Raw genomic sequence first — 17357 nt, 5'->3', positions numbered from 1 at the left:
CCGGTGGGGGACGGCGACCGAACGACGTGTTCTGCCCCGTCCACTGTTCCGAACGGCCACTGTGAAGTGATATCCCGACACATCCCCGGCGAACTCTTTCGCCGGGGATGTGTGCGTTGGGTTGTGCCCCAGGACAAGATGCGGGCGGGGGACGGCGAGGGGCCCGTTATCTTTGCCGGGCTGAATACCGCACGATCGGGCCGGGCGCTCGCTACAGTCCGAATTCATGACGATCGCCACGCGTACGGTCGAGTATCCGGCGGACGGCCTGACGATGGTCGGACACCTGGCTCTGCCGAGCGGTGCCGACCTCCGGCCTGTGGTCCTGATCGGACCGGAAGGGCCCGGGCTGAACGACTTCCAGCGGCGGCGGGCCGACGCCCTCGCCGAACTCGGCTACGTCGCTTTCGCTTTCGATCACAACGGTGGGCGCTGGTTCTCCGACCCGGCGGAGATGCTCGCGTACCTGACACCCTTGCTCGCGGACCCCGGCCGGATGCTGGCCATGGGCCGGGCGGCGCTGGATGTGGTGCGCGCGGAGCCACGGACCGATCCGGAGCGGATCGCGGCGGTCGGCTACGGCACCGGCGGTGCGATCGCGCTGGAACTGGGGCGTGACGGCGCGGACCTGCGCGCGATCGGAACGATCAACGCGCTGACCACCGGAAGGCTCGGCGGGGCCACGCGCATTCGGTGCCCGGTGTGGGCCGGGGTGGGATCGGAGGATCCGATCATGCCGCCGGCGCAGCGGGATGCGTTCGCGGCCGAGATGCAGGACGCGCGCGTCGACTGGCGCCTGGTGGTCTACGGCGGTGCGTTGCATGCCTTCCACCACCCGACGGACGGGCAGGTCGTACTTCCCGGCGTCGGTTACCATGCGCGCCACGCGGACCGGGCGTGGCGCGACATCGTGGCCCTGCTCGACGAGTGCGTGCCCGTCGCGCGAGAGTGACGCCTTCTACGACGCGTCGGGAACGTTGATCGTTCCGTCGAGCACGGCCTGATCGATGGAAGCCTGCAACTGCGGGCACCCTTCGCGGGGGCTGATCGACGCACCGGGGACTACGCCGGAGTCGCGGAAGGTGGGGCACACCGCGTCGGGATTCTCCTGCCACTGCACGCTGGTGTGTTTGTAGCTGTTCTTACGCACCAGCACACACGTGCCGCACCGGCGACATCTCACCTCGTGCTGACCGGAATCGAGATAGTTGATCTTGTCGATTGCGGTCTGGGTGGCGATGGCCTCGACCCGATCGGGCCGATCGGCGAAATCCGGTGACTTCGCCCATCTTCTCTGCCGGGTCGAGGAACTCATCGTCAGACCTCGGCTTCCTGCTTGCCGGACTTCTCTTCTGCCGACTTGCGCGCCAGATTCTCGGCGACCTCTTTTTCCCAGGACTCGTTGGCCTTGGCGGTGTCGACCTCGAATTCGAAACGGCCCGTCATCTTTTCGGTGACATCGGCGACGTCGACATAGAACTGCTCATACCAGCGACGGAGCTGGTAAACGGGGCCGTCCTCGTCGCACAGCAAGGGGTTCTCGATCTTGGTCTTGTTCTTCCAGATCTCCACGTCCTGGAGGAAACCTTCGCCGATCCCCTCGGTGAACTTTGCCGCCAGTTTGTCCGACTGCTCGTCGGACATCCCGGTCGGCTTCTTCACGATGATGCCGTACTGCAGCATGAACGAGTCGTGCGTTACGGGGTAGTGGCAGTTGATCAGTACCGACTCGACGTTGTATCCGCCGTAGCTGTTGGTCATCGGGTTGATCATGTAGGAGGGCCCGTAGTACGCCGCGTACGATTCGAGGGTCGATTCGAGCCCGTATTGCGTCGACATCCCCTTGTCGGGCCGGCCGCGCGTGTTGAGGTACTGCTCCGCGATATGGCCTTCGAACACGTTCTTGAAGAAGGTCGGGAACGCGAAGTGGATGTAGTAGAAGTGCGCCATATCCACGACGTTGTCGATGATCTCCCGGCAGTTGGCGCCCTCGATGAGGATCTGGTTCCAGGTCCAGTCCGTCCATTCGCCCGTGCCGTGGTGCTCGATGTCGGGAATCGTGACCTCGGTGGGCGGCGGATTACCCTCGGGGTCGTTCCACACGAACAACTGGCCGTGCTTGACCATCGTGGTCCAGGCGCGGGTGCGTGCCAGCGGGGGAACTCGGCGCGAATACGGGATCTCGGTGCACTTGCCGTTGCCACCCCAGCGCCAGTCGTGGAACGGGCACGCCACCGAGTCGCCCTTGATCTCGCCCTGGGTGAGGTCACCGCCCATGTGGCGGCAGTAGCCGTCGAGCACGTTCAGTTCGCCCTTGCTGTCGGCCCAGACCACCAGTTTGGTGCCGAAGGCTTCGACGGCGTGAGGACGCCCGTCGGCGAACGTCCTGCTGAGCCCGAGGCAATGCCAGCCCCGAGCGAACCGTGTCCGGGCTTCTCCGATGTCGATCTCGCGAATCTGCGCCATGTCAGCTCACTTCCTTCCGCAATCTCCTGTTAGAACACGTTATAGAATTCTGGTCTCGAGGGGAAGTGAACCGGGACTTTGGTCCTGAGTGTTTGGGGGTGTATGCGCTGATCTCCCGATCCTCGACACGAATAGGAACATGTTCTAGTCTCGGTACAAGCGATCAATTCCTGAACAGACGGGAGCGTCCAGTGGGTGACCACGACAGTCACGAGGTACTGCAGCGGATCGACGCACTGCTGCCCACCCTGCGCGAACGCGCGCAGGAGGCCGAAGATCTGCGCCGCGTCCCGGATGATTCGGTCAAGGCACTTCAGGAAGCCGGCTTCTTCCGGTTGCTGCAACCGGCGCAGTGGGGCGGGTACGAAGCAGACCCGGTGACCTTCTACACCGCGGTACGCAACATCGCGAGTGCGTGCGGTTCCACCGGGTGGGTTTCCGGCATCATCGGCGTGCACAACTGGCACCTGGCGTTGTTCGGCCAGGAGGCGCAGGAAGAGGTATGGGGCGACGATCCCGACGTCCGGATCTCCTCGTCCTACGCCCCGATGGGCGCGGGCGAAGTGGTCGACGGCGGTTACAAGGTCAACGGTGCGTGGGCCTGGTCGTCCGGCTGCGACCATGCGAGCTGGGTGGTCGTCGGCGGTCCCGTGATCAAGGACGGGCGTCCCGTCGACTTCGGCAGCTTCCTGATCCCGCGATCCGAGTACGAGATCGACGACGTGTGGAACGTGGTGGGCCTGCGTGGCACGGGTTCGAACACCATCGTCGTCAAGGATGTCGTGGTGCCCCGCCATCGATTCCTGAGCTTCAGGGCGATGAACGAACTCGCCTCACCCGGTCTCGGGCAGAACACGGCCCCCGTCTACAAGATGCCTTGGGGCACAATTCATCCCACAACCATTTCGGCGCCGATCGTCGGCATGGCGTACGGAGCGTACGGCGCGCACGTCGAGCACCAGGGCAAGCGTGTGCGCGCCGCCTACGCGGGTGAGAAGGCGAAGGACGACCCGTTCGCGAAGATCCGTATCGCCGAGGCGTCGAGCGACATCGATGCCGCGTGGCGTCAGCTCTCGGGCAACGTCGCGGACGAATACGCGTGCCTCCTGCGCGGCGAAGACGTTCCGATGGAGATCCGCCTGCGGGCACGCCGCGACCAGGTCCGCGCGACCGGCCGGGCCATCGCCTCTATCGACCGGCTCTTCGAGAACTCCGGCGCCACCGCGCTCGCCAACGGGACGCCGATTCAGCGTTTCTGGCGCGACGCCCACGCCGGCCGGGTGCATGCCGCCAACGACGCCGAGCGCGCGTACGTGATGTTCGGCGCCGCCGAGTTCGGTCTCCCGCTCACCGACACGATGGTCTAGGAACGCCTGTGACTGCAACAGAAGAGCTCACCTACGAGTCCACCTCCCGTTTCGCGCAGGTGCGCGACGATCTGCGCCTGCACTATCACGAGGCGGGCGTCGGTCACGACACCACGATCGTGTTGCTGCACGGTGGTGGCCCGGGCGCGTCCTCGTGGTCGAACTTCGCCAAGAACATTCCGGTACTCGCGCGGCGATTCCACGTAATCGCCGTCGACCAGCCGGGTTACGGACGTTCGGACAAGCCCACCGAGCATCCGCAGTACTTCGTGCACAGCGCGTCGGCGCTGGCCGATCTGCTCGACACCCTCGGCATCACCGGTCGAGTGCACCTGCTGGGCAATTCGCTCGGCGGCGGCGCGGCGGTGCGGTTCGCACTCGACTATCCCGATCGCGCCGGGAGGCTCGTGCTGATGGGCCCCGGGGGCCTGAGCGTCAACCTGTTCGCGCCCGATCCCACCGAGGGCGTGAAGAACCTCGGCAAGTTCGGCTACCAGCCCACCCGCGAGAACCTCGAAGCCTTCCTGCGGATCATGGTGTTCGACCAGTCGTTGATCACACCCGAACTCGTCGAGGAGCGATTCGCTGCCGCGAGCACACCGGAATCGCTGGCCGCTGCGAAAGCCATGGGCAAGTCCTTCTCCAGCGGAGAGTTCGAGAAGGGCATGCTGTGGCGCGACGCCTACAGGCTGCGCCAGCGCGTCCTTCTCATCTGGGGCCGGGAAGACCGGGTCAACCCGCTCGACGGCGCGCTGGTCGCACTGAAGATGATTCCCCGCGCGCAACTGCACGTGTTCGGCGGCTGCGGCCACTGGGCGCAACTCGAGAAGTTCGACGAATTCAACAAGCTGACCGTGGACTTTCTGACGGACGGAGACAATTCATGAGTATCCGATCCCTGGCATACCTTCGCATCGGTGCGACCGATATGGGCGCGTGGCGCGAGTACGGACTCAAGGTCCTCGGCATGGTCGAGGGTAAGGGTTCGGTCACCGACGCGCTGTATCTGAGGATGGACGATTTCCCCGCGCGTCTGGTCATCGAGCCCCACGAGTCCGATCAACTCCTCGTATCCGGCTGGGAGACCGCGAATGCTGCCGAACTCCAGGAGGTTCGCGACAACCTCTCGGCTGCGGGCGTTCCGTTCAAGGAAGGTACCGCCGAACAACTCGCGGATCGCCGTGTGGTCGAACTGATCACCTTCCAGGATCCGTCGGACAACACCCTCGAGGTGTTCCACGGTGCGGCGCTCGAACACCGCCGAATCGTCAGCCCGTACGGTCACCGGTTCGTCACCGGAGAACAGGGCCTCGGTCACGTGGTGCTCTCCACCCGCGACGACGAGGAATCGCTGCGCTTCTACCGCGATGTGCTCGGATTCCGTCTCCGCGACTCCATGCGCCTGCCCCCGCAGATCGTGGGCCGGCCTGCGGACGGCGATCCGGCGTGGCTCCGGTTCTTCGGGTGCAACCCGCGCCACCACAGCCTCGCCTTCATGCCGATGCCGACCCCGAGCGGCATCGTCCACCTCATGCTCGAGGTGGAGAACTCCGACGACGTCGGACTCGCACTCGATCGCGCACTGCGCAAGAACGTCAAGATGTCGGCGACACTCGGCCGGCATGTCAACGACAAGATGTTGTCGTTCTACATGAAGACGCCGGGCGGTTTCGACATCGAATTCGGTTGTGAGGGACTGCAAGTGGAGGACGAGGGCTGGATCGCTCGTGAATCCACCGCGGTGAGCCTCTGGGGTCACGATTTCTCGGTGGGGATGCAGCCGTGACCGTGCCGGTCGGTGATACCGGCGGTGCGATCGATCCCAAGTCGTTCCGTACCGTTCTAGGTCAGTTCTGCACCGGAGTCACGATCATCACCACCATGGACGGCGATGAGCCCGTCGGCTTCGCGTGCCAGTCGTTCGCGGCGTTGTCTCTCGATCCGCCGCTCGTGTTGTTCTGTCCCACCAAGCAATCCCGCTCGTGGGGAGCGATCGAGCGGTCGGGCCGCTTCTGTGTCAATGTGCTCGCCGAGGAACAGCAGGAGACGTGTGCGCGCTTCGGCTCTCGCGAACCCGACAAGTTCGCTGGAATCGACTGGAGCCCTTCAGATCTGGGTTCGCCGATCCTGACCGGTTCACTCGCTCATATCGACTGCACCGTCGAGACCGTTCACGACGGCGGTGACCACTGGGTGGTGTTCGGCCGGGTCGCGTCGCTCAGCGAGGTACGCGACGAGGCCGAGCGTCCGTTGCTCTTCTACCGCGGTCAGTACACCGGCATCGAACCCGACAAGACGGTGCCCGCCCCGTGGCGTGATGATCTCGAAGCGTTTCTCACCACCGCGTCGGAGGACACCTGGCTGTAGGGCACAGAAGAGGGCGCCGGACCCGGGGACGAACCCCGGAGCCGGCGCCCTTTTTCGTCTGGAGTTTCGACGGTCAGGCGGGTATCAGGACTGCGTGGAGCCGTCCGGATCCTCTTCGTAGTACTCCGTGGTCACCACGCGCTTCACCAGGCGCGGCTTGCGCGGCTCATCGCTGTGACCCTTGTCTTCCTTGTTCCGGTCGCGGTCACCGCCGGTGCGGACGTCCGGAGTGCCGGTACGGTGAGTGTCGGAACTCTCGCCGATACGGGCATCCGGGGTCGCGTTACCCGGGAGATTGCCGGGGGCGCGGTGACTCGTGTGCGTATCCGACCCCGTGTGCGTATCCGACCCCGTGTGCGTGTTCGCCGTGGACGGGATGGAATGCGTGCCGGGGGTCGGGGTGGACAGGGTGCCCGGAGTCGGGTTGTGGGAGTGCCCGGACGATCCCGGATCGCCGAAGCCCTGCGACGGCGACCCGGTGGTCCGGTCTCCGGACTCGGAGACCCCACGTGCCGTGCCCGAGGGGGACGACGGGGTGGAGGCGGTGTCACCGGGGACCGAGTGCTGCAGCGGATCGTCGCGCTGGGTGTCGTGCGACGGGCGGTAGTTCCCAGCAATGCCTTCGCGTGCTGCGTCGGGGGGCAGCGTGCCCGTGCCGCCGGTGTCACCCGGTCGATCGGAATGACCGATCCGGTCCGTGTCACCGATTCGGTCCGTATCACCGGATCGCCCGGCGTCCGGGTTCCGATGTGCGTCGGTGGACGCGGAATCGCTCTCGTGAGCGCGGCGGCTGTAGTAGCGGTACAGTTCGTCTTCTTCGAGGGGCGTGAGTTCGCCGTTCTCCTCGACATTCGGCGCGCCTGTCACCGTGTCCTTGCCGAACGGCACATGCACACCCGAGTCGTCGAGGGTGGCGTCGTCGACGGGGACGAAGTGACGGCGGGTACCGAACAGTCCGGTCACCACCGTGATCCAGCCCGGCTCCCCGGTTCTGTTGTCGAGATATACCTCGCCTACTTTTCCTAATTTGGTGCCGTCCGGACCGTACGCGGTGGCACGAGCGAGGGTATCGAGTTCGTTGTTCGTAATCATCATTGCCTCATCGGTCGGCGCTGTTGTCGCTGAGGGCATTCCCTGCTCGCGGACCGATGAAACTCCCCGGGCGCGGCGAAGCCGCCTGCCGCGGACGGGACGGTCGGCCTGACCCGATCCCGGTCGAGTTGGCCGGCTCGCTTCGGGTGCGGTTCTCCCCGCGTGCCGTTGCCTTCGGCGTGGGCCCATGTTATGCATATTGTCAACAATCCGACAAGAGCAAGTGCCCGAATTCGGTAGGTGCATCCCGGGAGGGCCCTCATGGCACGACTGTCACCACTTCTCCTGCAAGCCACCCCGGTCACCGTGGACCACGCATCGGGTTGCTATCTGTACGGCAGCGACGGGCGTCGCTACCTCGACTTCACCGCCGGTATCGGTGTCACCGGCACCGGGCACTGTCATCCGCATGTGGTCGAGGCGGCGCAGCGGCAGGTCGCCACCCTGATCCACGGCCAGTACACGACCGTGATGCACCGACCGCTCCTGGAACTGGTCGAGGCACTGGGTCCGGTATTACCCGAAGGTCTCGATTCACTGTTCTTTGCGAACTCCGGCAGCGAGGCTGTCGAAGCAGCGCTGCGTCTCGTACGGCAGGCGACAGGCCGTCCCAACGTGGTCGTCTTCCACGGCGGATTCCACGGCCGGACGGTCGCCGCCGCGTCGATGACGACGTCGGGCACCCGCTTCTCCGCAGGCTTCTCCCCGTTGATGGGAGGCGTGCATGTCGCGCCGTTCCCCACCGCCTACCGGTACGGGTGGAGCGAAGACGAGGCAACGGATTTCGCGCTCCGAGAATTGGATTACCTCTTCGCCACCGTCACCGCACCCGACGAAACGGCGGCATTCTTCGTCGAACCCGTGCTCGGCGAGGGCGGCTATGTCCCGGGCAACGTTCGCTTCTTCCAGGGCCTGCGGGAGCGTGCCGACAGGTACGGCATCCTCCTCGTGTTCGACGAGATCCAGACGGGATTCGGGCGAACCGGAAAGTTCTTCGGGCACCAGCACTTCGACGTGCGCCCGGATGTGATCACGATGGCAAAGGGGCTCGCGAGCGGATTTCCGTTGTCCGGTATCGCGGCCTCCGAGGAACTCATGTCTCGTGCCCGGCCGGGATCGCAGGGTGGAACCTACGGTGCCAACGCGGTGTCGTGTGCGGCGGCGGTAGCCACACTCGAGGTGATCCGGAAGGAAGGACTCGTGACGAACGCGGCGCTGCGTGGAGACGAGTTGCTGGCGGGTGCGCAGTCGCGGGCGACACCCGCCGTCGGTGACGTTCGTGGGCTCGGGCTCATGGTGGGATCCGAATTCACCGATGCCGACGGTGCGCCCGACCGCGACGGCGCCACAGCAGCACAGCGCGCAGCAGCACGAAAAGGGTTGTTGCTGTTGACCTGCGGCGCCTATATGAACGTGGTACGCATGATCCCTCCGCTGGTCGTGACCGGAGAACAGGTCGAGGAGGCACTCGATATCTGGTCGGAGGTTCTCGCCGAGATCTGAACTGTCCCGCGTACGAAGGAGATCCTGTGGCCCGGTTCATCACCATTTCCCTCGACAAGCGCGGCGTCTCCTGTCGCGCACGGCTGCTGGACACAGAGGCACCGCTGACCTGCGAAGCGGTATGGAACGCTCTGCCGCAGAACGGATCCGCATTCCATGCCAAGTACGCGCGCAACGAGGTGTACACCCTCGTTCCCCGCATCACGGGTGCTCCGCATCGGGAGAACCCGACGGTGACCCCGATCCCCGGAGACGTGTGCCTGTTCGATTTCGAACCGTGGGAGATCGGGAACTCCGCATACGGATACGAGCCGGGATCGGAAGCGCATGCGGCGCAGGGGGCTACCGATCTGGCGCTCTTCTACGGGCGGAACAACCTGCTCCTCAACGGCGATGTGGGGTGGGTGCCGGGCAACGTGTTCGCGACCATCGAGGAGGGCCTGACCGACCTCGCGGTGGCGTGCAACGACCTGTGGATGGAGGGCGCAGCGGGGGAGACGCTGACGTTCGCCCGCGACTGATCGGTCCCCGTCACTCGTCACTCCGCGTCGTACCGTTCGCGGTGCGCGAGCACCTCGTCCATGTGTGCCTCGGCCCACGCCTTGATCCCGCGTATCACCTGGTGGAGCGACAGCCCGAGTTCGGTGAGTTCGTATGTGACCGTGACCGGCACGGTCGGGGTGACGGTGCGCGTCACCAGGCCGTCGCGCTCGAGCGAGCGCAGTGTCTGCGTGAGCATCTTCTGGCTGACCCCCGCGAGCCTGCGGGACAGTTCCGAGTAGCGCATCGCTCGTGGTTCACCGCTGCGATCGTTGCCGGGGCGGGAGGGCCCGTCACTCCCGAGCGCGGCGAGAATCAACGCCACCCACTTGTCCGAGATACGCGCGAGCAGCTGACGGCTGGGGCACTCCGCCAGGAATGCGTCGTACTCCGCCTGTACGTGCGCTCGCTTCTGGGCCGCAGTCATGGTCGGCATGAGTGCTCCTTCCTACCGGCGGGTGCCTTACGCACTTCGAAGTGCGTACTTCCCGTTGGAGAGCTACCTACCCATGATGAAGCGGAGGGTCATTCGATACAAGTGCCGAGGAGCAACCGATGAACACATCGACTTTCCGCACCGCCGTGGTGCGCACTCCGAACGGGCCCGGCTCGATCGAGATCATCGACGTTCCCGTCGTGCGACCGGGACCCGGGCAGGTTCGCGTCGGGATCGCCGGCGCGCCCGTCAACCCGGTCGATCTCGGGGTCGCGGACGGGTTCTTCCACACGATCGGCCTGATCGACCAGCCCGAATACACAGGGCTGGGGTGGGAGTTCGCCGGCACGGTGCTCGATGCCGGCCCCGGGGTGGACCTGGAGATCGGCACCCGTGTCGCCGGCATGGTGGGCGGCTTCGATCGCGACTACGGCACGTATGCCGAACAAGTCGTCGTACCGGTCGCGGGTCTGGCCGTCGTCCCGGACGGAATGGATCTGATCACGGCATCGACAGTGCCGGTCAACGGGTTGGCGGCCGTGCAGATGCTCGACCTGCTCGGTGACGCACCCGCGGACGGGCACCGACTCCTCGTGACCGGGGCAGCGGGCGCGGTGGGCGGCTATCTTCTCGCACTCGCGCCCGAACGGGGATGGGAGGTAACAGGTCTTGCTCGGCTCGAGGACGAGGAGTTCGTGCGGAGCCTGGGTGTCCGGTTCGCTTCGCACGCAGAGCCGGGCTGGGACGCGGTCGCCGACGCTGCGTCACTGCAGGAACGGGCGCTCGAGGTGGTCCGTGACGGGGGGAGATTCGTCGGCGTCAAGCCGAACGCGGTTCCGGCCACCGAGCGCGGAATCTCGGTATCGGCCGTGGAAACGCGCCCCGACGGTGCCAGGCTGAGTGATCTGCTCGTGCGCGCCGCGTCGGGTGGGCTGCCGGCGCGGGTGCATTCCGTCGTGCCGCTCGATTCGGCCTCCGATGCCCACCGCGCGGTCGCTGCGGGCGGGGTGCGCGGCCGTTACGTGCTCGCGCCGTGACGTCGCACTAGCTCAGCGCGTATTCGGCGAATCGGGCGACCGCCAGCAGCAGGTCGTCGGAGTGGCGCGGTCCGACGATCTGCAGGCCCACCGGCAGGCCGGCGGCCGTCGTGCCGACCGGAATGCTGATCGCCGGTTGCTGGGTGAGGTTGAAGGGGTAGCTGAACGGCGTCCATTGCGGCCAACTGCTTGCCGAGGATCCCGGCGGAACGTCGTGACCCGCGTCGAACGCGGTGATCGGCACCGTGGGGGTGAGGAGCATGTTGTGCGTCTGGTGGAAGTGGCCCATCGCGATTCCGAGGCTCGCTGCGACCGCCCGCGCATCGAGATAGTCCACGGCGCGCAGGTGCTCGCCGCGCTCCCAGACGGCGCCCAGGCCCGGGTCGACCTTGTTCCGGGTGCCTTCGGGGAAGGACGCCAGCATTGCGGCCGCGCCCGCGGCCCACATGATCTCGAAGGCCTCGAGGGGGTCGCCGAAACCGGGATCGGCCTCGGTCACCGGGAGTCCGGCCTCGTCGAGTGTTCGCACCGCCGCGTCGACGATCTCACCGACTTCCGGATCGACCGTCACATATCCGAGGGTCTTCGAATACGCGACGCCCATGCCCAGTACCTCCCGCTGGAGCGCGCCCCTGAAGGTCATGATCGGGGGCGCGAGCGCCGTGGGATCGCGGTGATCGGGAAGCGACAGGATGTCGGTGAGCAGCGCCGCGTCCTCGACCGTCCGGGTGATCGGTCCGGCGTGGGCGAGTGGGCCGAACGGGCTCGCCGGAAACAGCGGGATCCGTCCGTGGGTGGGTTTGAATCCCACGACTCCGCAGAACGCGGCGGGAATCCGAATGCTCCCGCCGCCGTCGGTGCCGACGGAGCACGGGCCGAATCCGGCTGCGACCGCCGCGGCGCTCCCGCCCGACGATCCACCCGCGGTCTTCGTCGTATCTGCCGGATTGCGGGTGATCCCGTACAACGCGGAATCGGTGACGGCCTTCCAGGCGATTTCGGGCGTCGTGGTCTTGCCGACGAACACCATGCCGTCCTCACGCAGCCTCGCGGTCACCGGGCTGTCCACGTGCCACGGCTGATGTTCGTCGACGGCTTGGGAACCCCGCAACGTCGGCCATCCCGCGGTGAGGAACACATCTTTGATCGAGATCGGCACACCGTCCAGGAGACCCTTGGAATATCCGGTGCGCCAGCGCTCCTCGGAACGCCGCGCCTGAGCGAGGGCCTTCTCTTCGTCGACGAGGCAATAGGCGTTGATCTCACCGTCGCGTGCGGCGATCTCGTCGAACACCGCCCGCGCGGCTTCGACCGGCGACAGCTCACCGGAGGAGAACGAGGTGACGAGTTCGACGGCGGTCATGTCGGTCGGGTTCATCGTGTTCTCCTTGTCCGGGTGGTGTGCCGGGTTCTGCCCGGGCACACCGGCCCTCACGAACTCGGCACGTAACCGAGTCGCTTGTCCACGACATTCTCGAGTGGCAATCCTGCTCTCCAGCGGCGGAAATTGTCGGCGAATGCGTCGACGAGCGTGTCCTGCCACCCGACGAAGTCACCCGCGTTGTGCGGGGTGACGACTACACCGGGAAGATCCCACAGGGGGTGGTCGCGCGGTAGCGGTTCGGGATCGACGACATCGAGCGCGGCGCCCGCGAGCACGCCCGAGCGGAGTGCGTCGACGAGGTCGTCGGTGCGCACGAGTTCACCGCGACCGACGTTGACCAGCCGTGCACCGCGCTTCACGGACCCGAACAATTCGGCATCGAACAGTCCGTGGGTGCTGTCGGTGAGAGGGGCTGCGAGTACGACGAAGTCGGCTGCGGCCAGCGCCGACGGAAGATCCTCGGTTGCGGTGACGGTGCCGAAGTCCGGGTCGCCGGTCCTGCTGCGGCGGCCCGACCCGCTGACGTTCATTCCCACGGCGGTGAGGAGTCGCGCGATGGCCCGCCCGATCGGCCCGGTGCCCACAACCAGGACGCTGCGGCCGGCGATGCGCTCGGAGTCGCGGTGTCTCCAGGTGTGGTCTCGTTGCAGGCGCAGCGATTCCGGGATGTCTTTGGTGAACGACAGTATTTGAGCCAGAACGTATTCCGCGATCGGAACGTCGAAGATTCCGCGTGAGTTGGTGACCGTGACATCGCTGTCGACCAACTCGGGAAACATCAGCGGATCGACACCGGCCGAGGCCGCATGAACCCAGGAGAGTGCGTTCGCCGCGTACCACGCGTCGGGGAGCGCGTCGGACTGGAAATCGTAGACGAACAGGACATCGGCGCCGTCGAGAGCGCCTGCCAGTCCTTCGCGCTTCGTGTAGCGAAGGGTCGCATGCTCGGCGACCGGAGCCATCCGCACCGCGGAGGGCAGGGCTTCGGCATGAAGCACTGCCACGACCGGGTTCGCGTTCACGTTGACACCGTATGAGCGCATCGTATGATTGTCAACAATCTACCTGCCGGGGGATTGCCGGAATGGACGTCGTTCGGGGGACTGCATGGAACTGGACATCCCCGAATTCGAGGGGCCTCTGGCACAGCGCGGAGTGGGCATCATCGCGCCTTTCGATCTCGCTCTCGAGCGCGAACTATGGCGCTGGGCACCGCTCGAGGTGAGTCTGCACCTGGCGCGGACACCCTACGAACCGGTCCCGGTCAGTCTGGAGATGGCCGAATTGGTTTCGGAGCGAAGACACCTCGTCACCGCTACCCGCGACGTGCTGCACGTGGAACCGGAAGTGGTCGCCTATCTGTGCACCTCCGGCAGCTTCATCAAAGGTATCGGCTACGAGAAGACCTTGTGTGACGCCATCTGCGAGGCCGGCGCCGCCTGCGCGGTCACCACGTCCGGGGCGCTACTCGAAGCACTGCACGACCTCGAGCTCACGCGGATCTCGGTGATCACCCCGTACGACGAGCAACTGACCAAACTCCTGCACAGCTTTCTCGCCGAAGCCGGGACCGAGGTGGTCCGGTCGACCCACCTGGGACTCGGCGGCGGCATCTGGAAAGTCAACTACCGCACCATCGCCGAGCGAATCATCGCCGCGGACAGTCCCGATTCCGAAGCGATCTTCGTCAGCTGCACCAATCTGCCCACCTATGACCTCATCGCCCCGCTCGAGCAAGAACTCGGCAAGCCCGTGCTCACAGCGAACCAGCTCACCATCTGGGCATGTCTCGGTCGGATGAGATTGCCGATGACCGGACCGGGGAAATGGCTGAGAGGAGTTTTCTGATGCAGCAGGACCGTTCCTCGAAGGTGGGGATCATCTATCCCGGCCATGCCGCAGAAGACGACTTCGTGTTCGCCGCGGAACTCGTAGGCGCCGCTTTGCCCGTCGCGCATATCTACGGCACCGATCTGCACGCGGTACCCGAGCTGCTCGACCTGGGCGGTCCGCGGAAACTCGCGGCCGGTGCAGCCCTCTTGGCACCGGAAAACCCGGATTCGGTGATGTGGGCGTGCACATCGGGCAGTTTCGTATACGGGCTGGAGGGCGCGCGCACGCAAGTCGACGACCTGTCTGTCGCGGCCGGGGGCGTGCCCGCATCGAGTACGAGCTTCGCGTTCGTCGACGCATTGACCGCTCTGGGTTCGACGCGCGTCGCGGTGGCCGCGAGCTATCCCCGCGATGTCGGCGCACTGTTCGTCGAGTTTCTCACCGCAACAGGGAGCGACGTGGTGTCGTTCGGTGTCGCGGGGATCGACACGGCCGCCGAGGTGGGCACGCTCTCCGCGGACGACGTGCTGGACCTCGCTGCGGCCGGTGACCATCCGGATGCCGACGCGATCCTCGTCCCCGATACCGCGATGCACACCCTGCGCATTCTCCGAGAACTCGAAAAGCACGTCGGGAAACCGGTTCTCACCGCAAATCAGGTGACGCTGTGGCAGGGCTTGCGACTGGCCGGATGTACAGTGATACGCCCGGAACTGGGCACTTTGTTCGAGGAAGGTATCGATCATGGCGCTCGGTGATCTCGACGATCTCCGGCCTGTCGCGCGACCGTCGACAGCGGAACTCATCGCGGAACAGCTTCGGTCCGCCATCGTCAAGGGCGCACTTGCACCGGGCACCCAATTGGGGGAAGCCGAACTCGCGACGCATTTCGCGGTGTCGCGCGGACCGCTTCGCGAAGCGATGCAGCGCTTGCTCTCGGAGGGGCTGCTCTACAGCATCCGGAATCGCGGAATCTTCGTCACGGAACTGACTTTCGACGACGTCGTCGACATCTACCGCAGCCGCCGGGTCATCGAGGGTGGCGCCCTCGACCTGATCCTCGAAGGCCGCCGGGAGCAGGCGTGGCACGATCTCGGCCCCGCGGTCGACGCGATGCGCGCTGCCGCCGAGCGCGACGACCCGGCCGGTGTGTCCGACGGCGATCAGCGCTTCCACGAAATTCTGGTGGCGAGTTCGTCGAGCCCGCGGCTCATCCGGGCGGCGCGCACCCTTCTGGTCGAGACCCGCATGTGCCTGGGTGCGCTGCAGACCACCTATCCCGTCCTCGGCGAGCAGGTCGACGAGCACGTCGTGTTGCGCACCGCCATCCGGTCCGCGCCGGCCGACCATGTGCACCGCATGCTCGACGAGCACCTCGACGACGCCGTGCGCCGTCTCCGCGGACTCCAGGGCGCCGGGGACGGAGTCGTGCTCTAGGAAGGCAGCGGTTCCAGAAAGGCGGGGGTCCCGGAAGGGCGGGGTCCCGGAAGGGCGGGGTCCCGGAAGGGCGGGGGTCTACGAAGTCACCCGGGTGGCGTCCCCGAACGTCATCTTCAGATCCGGAATGGACGAGGTGACGAGCGCGCGACGAGGCAGGCCGAGCGACCGCAGTTCGTCCGCGATGGGATGCGATCCGAGTTCGAGTGTGGCCCCTCCCGGCCGGGTGCGCACCCCACTGGGATTCATCGACCAGGTGGTGCGTCGCGTCGTCCCGTCGAGGTGGGAGTAGGCGGCGAGAGAGGCGGCGATCCCCTTGCCGGGAAGCCCGATCCCGGGCGCGACGGTCAGCTTCGCGATGAGCGCTCCGTCGGCGCTCACCGAACCTCGCTTGATGTTGCCCCGGTGATCGGCGTCGAAGTCGGCCAAGGTCTTCGGGAAACCCCATATGCCGCGACCGGCCGCGAGCGTGAACTCTCCGTCCACGGGCAGACGATGGATCAGCGCGCCGGCACCGCCGGTCACCAACTGCCGTACGTCCTGCACCACGCCCCCACCGGCTCGCTCGTGATCGCGGACGAGAAAGCAGACTCCGAACTCGTTGTACGGCCCGAGATCACCGTCGACGTAGTCGACGAACACCAGCGTGCACAGTCCTCGACCCGGCCGGTACCGGAGGATATCGAGGCCCGTGGGGGCGATCAGGGCTTGCGCACGTGCCGCAGGAACCGAGAACACGCCCATGAATGCGGTCGCGGTCCGGACCTGTACCGGCATCTCGACCGGAGTTCCCAGGATCGAATGGGTGGTCGTGTCGCTCATCGCTGCCTCTCCGACGTGGAACGCGTGCAGCAATGAGAACACGTTCTACTCCCGGAAGGGAAGGGATCAGGCAGGGGCACCCATGTTCATCTCGTCCGGATGCATCCCGACCCGGACACCGTCGTCGAGCGTCGCGATCTCGCTCAGATCGAGGTCGTCGAGTTCGAAATCGAACACGTCGATGTTCTGGGCGATGCGATCGTTGTGGACCGACTTCGGGATCACGATGAGTCCGTTCTGCAGGTGCCAGCGGATGAGCACCTGTGCCGGCGACACGCTGTGCCGGTCCGCGATCCGCGTGATGATCGGGTCGGTGAGAAGGGTGTTCGGCTTCGAGAGCGGGCCCCAGCCGGCGTTGCTGGTGCCGCCGAGAGGGCTCCACGATTCGACGGCGATGTCGTGCTCGGATGCGAAGGTGCGGATTTCGTGCTGGGGGAGATGCGGGTGGAGTTCCACCTGATCGACCGCGGGAAGCATGCCGCCGCGGTCGACGAGCAACTGGAGATGATGCGGCTCGAAGTTGCACACACCGATTGCTTTCGCCTTACCGGATTCGGCGATCTTCTCGAGCGCCTCCCAGGTGCGCAGCAGCCGGTCGTTGTCCTGCAGGGGCCAGTGGATGAGGTACAGATCCACGTAGTCGGTGCCCAGACGGGTGAGGCTCTCGTCGAACGCTGCCAGCGCCCGGTCGTAGCCCTGGTCGGAATTCCAGAGCTTCGTCGTGAGGAAGATGTCCTCACGCGGGACGGACGACGAGGCGAGACCCCGACCGACGCCTTCTTCGTTGCCGTACGCGGCTGCCGTGTCGATGTGCCGGTATCCGGCCTCGTCGAGCGCGAATCGGACTGCGCTCTCGGTTTCCTCGTTGTCGGCCTGCCACACTCCCAGGCCGAGCTGCGGGATCGTGGTTCCGGAATTCAGCGTGATGTCGGGAGTCGTCATCCCTCAAGGCTAACCACTGCGGCTCCGGCTCAATCATCCGTGCATGCCGGGTGCGCCACCCCGAGCCCTGGTGCAGGGCTACGAGGTGGCGCGGTCCAGACATGGAGAAACGGCACGGACGAAAGACGAAT

19 protein-coding genes are annotated in these 17357 nt (G+C 65.9%); 11 read left to right on the top strand and 8 right to left on the bottom strand.

Features of this window, described 5'->3' with window-relative positions; genetic code table 11:
- Positions 1-226: 226 nt before the first annotated feature.
- On the top strand, positions 227-952 hold the full coding sequence (locus tag HF886_RS20595) for a dienelactone hydrolase family protein (RefSeq protein ID WP_169653338.1): 726 nt from the start codon (positions 227-229) through the stop codon (positions 950-952).
- A 6-nt stretch (positions 953-958) separates the two neighbouring features.
- Here HF886_RS20595 and HF886_RS20590 read toward each other — a convergent pair whose 3' ends face one another.
- Positions 959-1315 carry a hypothetical protein gene (locus HF886_RS20590; protein ID WP_169653337.1) on the bottom strand — a complete coding sequence of 119 codons (357 nt, stop codon included), beginning with the start codon at positions 1313-1315 and terminating at the stop codon, positions 959-961.
- Positions 1316-1317: 2 nt separating this feature from the next.
- Complete coding sequence (locus tag HF886_RS20585; protein WP_169653336.1) at positions 1318-2466, bottom strand: Rieske 2Fe-2S domain-containing protein; 1149 nt, start codon at positions 2464-2466, stop codon at positions 1318-1320.
- A gap of 191 nt (positions 2467-2657) precedes the next feature.
- Here HF886_RS20585 and hsaA point away from each other — a divergent pair, with 191 nt between their 5' ends.
- The 4 genes from hsaA to hsaB are packed head-to-tail and all read left to right on the top strand — an operon-like array spanning position 2658 to position 6200.
- Positions 2658-3833 carry a 3-hydroxy-9,10-secoandrosta-1,3,5(10)-triene-9,17-dione monooxygenase oxygenase subunit gene (gene hsaA / locus HF886_RS20580; protein WP_169653335.1) on the top strand — a complete coding sequence of 392 codons (1176 nt, stop codon included), beginning with the start codon at positions 2658-2660 and terminating at the stop codon, positions 3831-3833.
- An 8-nt stretch (positions 3834-3841) separates the two neighbouring features.
- Positions 3842-4720: a 4,5:9,10-diseco-3-hydroxy-5,9,17-trioxoandrosta-1(10),2-diene-4-oate hydrolase gene (gene hsaD / locus HF886_RS20575; RefSeq protein WP_169653334.1), complete on the top strand. Its 879-nt coding sequence runs from the start codon at positions 3842-3844 to the stop codon at positions 4718-4720.
- On the top strand, positions 4717-5619 hold the full coding sequence (gene hsaC, locus HF886_RS20570) for an iron-dependent extradiol dioxygenase HsaC (RefSeq protein WP_169653333.1): 903 nt from the start codon (positions 4717-4719) through the stop codon (positions 5617-5619). Before hsaD ends, hsaC begins: the two co-directional genes overlap by 4 nt.
- Positions 5616-6200: a 3-hydroxy-9,10-secoandrosta-1,3,5(10)-triene-9,17-dione monooxygenase reductase subunit gene (gene hsaB / locus HF886_RS20565; protein ID WP_169623069.1), complete on the top strand. Its 585-nt coding sequence runs from the start codon at positions 5616-5618 to the stop codon at positions 6198-6200. The genes hsaC and hsaB overlap by 4 nt, the downstream gene beginning before the upstream one ends.
- An 84-nt stretch (positions 6201-6284) precedes the next feature.
- Here the strand turns inward: hsaB and HF886_RS20560 are convergent, their stop codons facing one another.
- Entirely contained in the window at positions 6285-7292 is a 1008-nt protein-coding gene (locus HF886_RS20560; protein ID WP_169653332.1) for a PRC-barrel domain-containing protein, read from the bottom strand.
- A 261-nt stretch (positions 7293-7553) separates the two neighbouring features.
- On the opposite strand from HF886_RS20560, the gene HF886_RS20555 reads away from it, so the two are divergent.
- Entirely contained in the window at positions 7554-8795 is a 1242-nt protein-coding gene (locus tag HF886_RS20555) for an aminotransferase class III-fold pyridoxal phosphate-dependent enzyme (protein WP_169653331.1), read from the top strand.
- A 26-nt stretch (positions 8796-8821) separates the two neighbouring features.
- Complete coding sequence (locus HF886_RS20550; RefSeq protein ID WP_169623071.1) at positions 8822-9316, top strand: DUF3830 family protein; 495 nt, start codon at positions 8822-8824, stop codon at positions 9314-9316.
- Between the two features lie 17 nt (positions 9317-9333).
- On the opposite strand, the gene HF886_RS20545 is transcribed toward HF886_RS20550, so the two are convergent.
- Complete coding sequence (locus tag HF886_RS20545) at positions 9334-9771, bottom strand: helix-turn-helix domain-containing protein (protein ID WP_169623072.1); 438 nt, start codon at positions 9769-9771, stop codon at positions 9334-9336.
- A gap of 119 nt (positions 9772-9890) precedes the next feature.
- Between HF886_RS20545 and HF886_RS20540 the strand changes: the two genes are divergently transcribed.
- Positions 9891-10808 carry an NADP-dependent oxidoreductase gene (locus HF886_RS20540; protein ID WP_169653330.1) on the top strand — a complete coding sequence of 306 codons (918 nt, stop codon included), beginning with the start codon at positions 9891-9893 and terminating at the stop codon, positions 10806-10808.
- A gap of 7 nt (positions 10809-10815) precedes the next feature.
- Here the strand turns inward: HF886_RS20540 and HF886_RS20535 are convergent, their stop codons facing one another.
- On the bottom strand, positions 10816-12186 hold the full coding sequence (locus HF886_RS20535) for an amidase (protein WP_169623074.1): 1371 nt from the start codon (positions 12184-12186) through the stop codon (positions 10816-10818).
- Positions 12187-12239: 53 nt separating this feature from the next.
- Complete coding sequence (locus HF886_RS20530; RefSeq protein WP_169623096.1) at positions 12240-13214, bottom strand: D-2-hydroxyacid dehydrogenase; 975 nt, start codon at positions 13212-13214, stop codon at positions 12240-12242.
- 85 nt (positions 13215-13299) lie between these two features.
- Here HF886_RS20530 and HF886_RS20525 point away from each other — a divergent pair, with 85 nt between their 5' ends.
- From HF886_RS20525 to HF886_RS20515, 3 genes are read left to right on the top strand one after another with little or no spacing between them, the layout of a single operon-like run.
- Positions 13300-14040 carry an Asp/Glu/hydantoin racemase gene (locus tag HF886_RS20525; protein ID WP_169623075.1) on the top strand — a complete coding sequence of 247 codons (741 nt, stop codon included), beginning with the start codon at positions 13300-13302 and terminating at the stop codon, positions 14038-14040.
- Positions 14040-14783, top strand: coding sequence for a maleate cis-trans isomerase (locus HF886_RS20520; RefSeq protein ID WP_169623076.1), 744 nt, complete (start codon positions 14040-14042; stop codon positions 14781-14783). Before HF886_RS20525 ends, HF886_RS20520 begins: the two co-directional genes overlap by 1 nt.
- Positions 14770-15462, top strand: a complete 693-nt coding sequence (locus HF886_RS20515; protein WP_169623077.1) for a GntR family transcriptional regulator — start codon at positions 14770-14772, stop codon at positions 15460-15462. The genes HF886_RS20520 and HF886_RS20515 overlap by 14 nt, the downstream gene beginning before the upstream one ends.
- A gap of 78 nt (positions 15463-15540) precedes the next feature.
- On the opposite strand, the gene HF886_RS20510 is transcribed toward HF886_RS20515, so the two are convergent.
- On the bottom strand, positions 15541-16284 hold the full coding sequence (locus tag HF886_RS20510; protein ID WP_169653340.1) for an acetoacetate decarboxylase family protein: 744 nt from the start codon (positions 16282-16284) through the stop codon (positions 15541-15543).
- Positions 16285-16350: 66 nt separating this feature from the next.
- Positions 16351-17226 (bottom strand): aldo/keto reductase, encoded by an 876-nt coding sequence (locus HF886_RS20505; RefSeq protein ID WP_169623078.1) that lies wholly within the window; start codon positions 17224-17226, stop codon positions 16351-16353.
- Positions 17227-17357 lie beyond the last annotated feature (131 nt).

It is taken from the genome of Rhodococcus sp. 105337 (assembly GCF_012844225.1).
Lineage (GTDB): Bacteria > Actinomycetota > Actinomycetes > Mycobacteriales > Mycobacteriaceae > Rhodococcus.
This window is presented reverse-complemented; position numbering and strand designations above follow the sequence as displayed.

Bases quoted from the DNA above. Each gene is read 5' to 3' on its own strand.
- HF886_RS20555 (WP_169653331.1), top strand. From the start codon at position 7,554: ATGGCACGACTGTCACCACTTCTCCTGCAAGCCACCCCGGTCACCGTG.
- HF886_RS20525 (WP_169623075.1), top strand. From the start codon at position 13,300: ATGGAACTGGACATCCCCGAATTCGAGGGGCCTCTGGCACAGCGCGGA.
- HF886_RS20585 (WP_169653336.1), bottom strand. From the start codon at position 2,466: ATGGCGCAGATTCGCGAGATCGACATCGGAGAAGCCCGGACACGGTTC.
- hsaC (WP_169653333.1), top strand. From the start codon at position 4,717: ATGAGTATCCGATCCCTGGCATACCTTCGCATCGGTGCGACCGATATG.
- HF886_RS20595 (WP_169653338.1), top strand. From the start codon at position 227: ATGACGATCGCCACGCGTACGGTCGAGTATCCGGCGGACGGCCTGACG.
- HF886_RS20520 (WP_169623076.1), top strand. From the start codon at position 14,040: ATGCAGCAGGACCGTTCCTCGAAGGTGGGGATCATCTATCCCGGCCAT.
- HF886_RS20590 (WP_169653337.1), bottom strand. From the start codon at position 1,315: ATGAGTTCCTCGACCCGGCAGAGAAGATGGGCGAAGTCACCGGATTTC.
- HF886_RS20560 (WP_169653332.1), bottom strand. From the start codon at position 7,292: ATGATTACGAACAACGAACTCGATACCCTCGCTCGTGCCACCGCGTAC.
- HF886_RS20540 (WP_169653330.1), top strand. From the start codon at position 9,891: ATGAACACATCGACTTTCCGCACCGCCGTGGTGCGCACTCCGAACGGG.
- HF886_RS20505 (WP_169623078.1), bottom strand. From the start codon at position 17,226: ATGACGACTCCCGACATCACGCTGAATTCCGGAACCACGATCCCGCAG.
- HF886_RS20510 (WP_169653340.1), bottom strand. From the start codon at position 16,284: ATGAGCGACACGACCACCCATTCGATCCTGGGAACTCCGGTCGAGATG.
- HF886_RS20545 (WP_169623072.1), bottom strand. From the start codon at position 9,771: ATGCCGACCATGACTGCGGCCCAGAAGCGAGCGCACGTACAGGCGGAG.
- HF886_RS20535 (WP_169623074.1), bottom strand. From the start codon at position 12,186: ATGAACCCGACCGACATGACCGCCGTCGAACTCGTCACCTCGTTCTCC.
- HF886_RS20515 (WP_169623077.1), top strand. From the start codon at position 14,770: ATGGCGCTCGGTGATCTCGACGATCTCCGGCCTGTCGCGCGACCGTCG.